At 48.2% G+C, this 3,049-nt stretch carries 1 protein-coding gene and 2 pseudogenes; 2 read left to right on the top strand and 1 reads right to left on the bottom strand.

Annotated elements, in window-relative coordinates; genetic code table 11:
- Positions 1 to 84: 84 nt before the first annotated feature.
- Positions 85 to 927, bottom strand: a pseudogene (ltrA, locus tag Q362_RS21620) (group II intron reverse transcriptase/maturase); the annotation flags it as partial.
- Between the two features lie 566 nt (positions 928 to 1,493).
- On the opposite strand from ltrA, the gene Q362_RS23935 reads away from it, so the two are divergent.
- Positions 1,494 to 2,291, top strand: coding sequence for a hypothetical protein (locus Q362_RS23935; protein WP_157470331.1), 798 nt, complete (start codon positions 1,494 to 1,496; stop codon positions 2,289 to 2,291).
- 461 nt (positions 2,292 to 2,752) lie between these two features.
- Positions 2,753 to 2,911, top strand: a pseudogene (locus Q362_RS23230) (transposase); the annotation flags it as partial.
- Between the last annotated feature and the right edge of the window lie 138 nt (positions 2,912 to 3,049).

The following is a 3,049-nucleotide window of genomic DNA, read 5'->3' as shown; positions in this document are numbered from 1 at the left end:
ATTTATAGCATTTTCTGCTCCAACACGCTGTTTTTATATCATTTCATACCGATCTGAATTGGGCGCTTTTAACGCATAACTATCGGATACTCCCCTTTTCTCCTGGTTGACTTTGAGCTTGAGCTTCCTTTCCAGGAACCGGGTGACACTGGCCATGACCCGCTCACCCGCCCGACGACTCTTCACCAAGATAACGAAGTCATCGGCATAGCGGGCACAGCGATGGCTTCGCCCTTCCAGTTCCTTGTCAAGCTCATCCAGGAGGATGTTGCTGAGCAGTGGTGAAAGTGGACCGCCCTGCGGAACACCCTTGCGGGTCTCGTGAAGGCGGTTGCCTATCACCACTCCTGCTCGCAGGTATGTACCGATCAGCTTCAAGACGCGCTTGTCACGCACCTTTCTACTGACCCTGGCCATGAGCACATCGTGCTCCACCGTGTCGAAAAACTTTGCCAGGTCGGCATCGACAGCCACGCGGTATCCCTCGCGGATGTAATGGCGCACCTGGTACACGGCATCGTGGGCAGACAGCCCTTTACGGAAGCCAAAGCTGGCCTCCGAAAAGCCAGGATCAAAGATCGGCACCAGTACCTGAGCAATGGCTTGCTGGATCAGGCGGTCAAGGACAGCGGGGATCCCCAGAGGACGCGTGCCCCCCGTTGCCTTCGGAATCTCCACCCTCTTGACCGGTAATGGTTTGTAACTGTTTGCAAAGATGGACGAGCGGATCCCCGGCCAATGCTCCCAAGCATAGGCCATGAAGTCGTCTATGGGCATGTCATCCACACCCGGCGCTCCACGATTAGCCTTGACCCGTTTCCAGGCTTCACTCAGGTTGGCTCGGGAAAGAATCCGCTCCAACAGGTATTCATCGGGATCGGGTTTACCGCCAACGCGCCGACCAACTGCTCCCCCGGTCGGGTTCATCGCACTGGTCGAGCATGACGGATCCTTTCCCTTCTCTGGGTTCGGTCCTTCATCCGCTGGCGGCGGACTACTATGACCTCTGCTGACTCCTGCCTGGGAACCAGGCATGTTGCCATGCATGGCGCTTTCCAACGGGAGTTGGATCGCATACCGGACAGGTCTCCCCGGATAAGGACGTGATCTTTCACTATGCAATCGCGGCATTTACCGTATCTCCCCAACCCGAGGCGTTGTCATGTTGTGCTGACTTACCTGGAGGCTCGGCCTTGTATGCCGTTTCTGTTCGTCGACTCATAGCTTTGCGCTCCAGCTTCCTCCAGACGAGCCCTCGCGAGATCGCCCTTGCTTTCGGCTAGTATTTATGCTCCTGTCATCACGACAGTAACAGGGTTTACATACAGGGGACTTTCACCCCATAAGATCACGCCCATGCCGGGCGTACACAATTCATTCAAGCCGACGCCGCTTCGCGGCGCGGCTTAATTCAGGCGTTCTTGGCGGCTGCGCCGCCAGGAATCGCGGTGCTGACTTCGTCAAGCACCGCGATTAGCCAATAGGAGGTAAAAATGGAAATCAGTAAAAATTATAGCAAAATGGTCTTTGATGATGCCATAGAATCAGTCAAAAATCCTAATCACCCTTGTCGTCATTTCTATCAATGGCAAAAAAGAAATGGCTACACACCTTATCAGCTACCAGAACCATTTTCCGGCAAAAAAGCATCTTTGGGTATTGCATTTATTGGGTTAAATCCGAGTGTTACTTTTGATGAAATTATTCCATGTTATGAAGAAGGTTTAACTTTTGAACAGTATGACACATATTTCCGGAAGAGATTTGATCCGGCAAATAGAGATCGTATGGAAAAATTAACAATTAAATACAAAAACGGGTCTACAGGAAAGCCTAAGCTTTGGAATTCAATTGAAAATTTTGGAAAAAAATATCTCAACCATATTTGTAATGGTTCCTTCGCGTTAGGGGAACATGCTATACTTTCACAAGCGATACGATACAAAAGCAAAAACGGATGGTATGGAGACACAGCAGAAGAGAAATCACGAACTTTGCTCCATCAAAAAAAATTCATTGAACAACTAATAGAAAATGAAGGAATAAACATATTAGTTCCAATGGGCAATGACGCGTTAGAAATAATCTCTTCTATGGTTAAATTTAATAAAGTTATCCCTGATAAAATAACGGAAGCAATGGGTCACAGATACTCTGGACATACAACCTCAGGAAAAGAAATAATCATGTGTCCGATAAAGCACTTATCCTATCCACCATCCCATGAATCTCAACAAAAAGTTGCTTCTGAAATTTTGGCATCATATACTCATTTAAATCAAAAAATTTAAGAATTATTATACCAAGATGGAAGATAATCTTTACGATAAAGATGATGCGCTCGACTTCATCATTTATAAAGAGAGCGAAAAAGAAGTAAACAATCAGAAAAACAACAATGGTTGTCTCACAACTATATTCTTTTTCCTACTTCCATGCTGGAGTCTATACTTACTTGCGAGCAAGCTATAGTTAAATTGAAAAAGGAAAAGGGCTAACAAGTCAATAAACCTGACCCGAAATAGCCGCGCTCTTAAAAGGTGGGCAATACGTCGGCCGGCAGGTTATTTCACCGTTCCTGGCGGCTGCGCCGCCAGGAATCGCGGTGCTGACTTCGTCAAGCCCCTTGCCCCGTCGCCTTGCGCCGGAACAAGGTACTTGACCGGACACCGCACACCGATCAGCACCGCGATTAAGTGCCAAAAGTAACGATCCAACTCTCACATATCGGCGAAGAATTACAGTAGGGGCGCATCACGAAGCCATTCTTGCACGTTGGGTTTCAGGCCACAACAACGCCAGGATAGAAGCGCTCAACGGCATCTTCCAGGCAGCAAAATGCAGAGCGAGGGGATACAAAAACGATGATACGTTCATCAGCATGATCTATCTGCTGGCTGCACCGATATAAAGTTTGCCCAAATCCACTTGATTCGACGAAGAGCCAAACCATAGGGAGCATCCGACAGTTATGCGCATCATTTGATCCTTTTGAGCGTAACAGCGCTATACTGCGGCTGTTTTCTGTTAACGGCCTGATGCATCTCAA

The organism is Desulfobulbus elongatus DSM 2908, from assembly GCF_000621145.1.
Taxonomy (GTDB): Bacteria; Desulfobacterota; Desulfobulbia; order Desulfobulbales; family Desulfobulbaceae; genus Desulfobulbus; species Desulfobulbus elongatus.
Note: the sequence above shows the minus strand (reverse complement) of the source record. Positions and strands in the feature narration are given on the sequence as shown.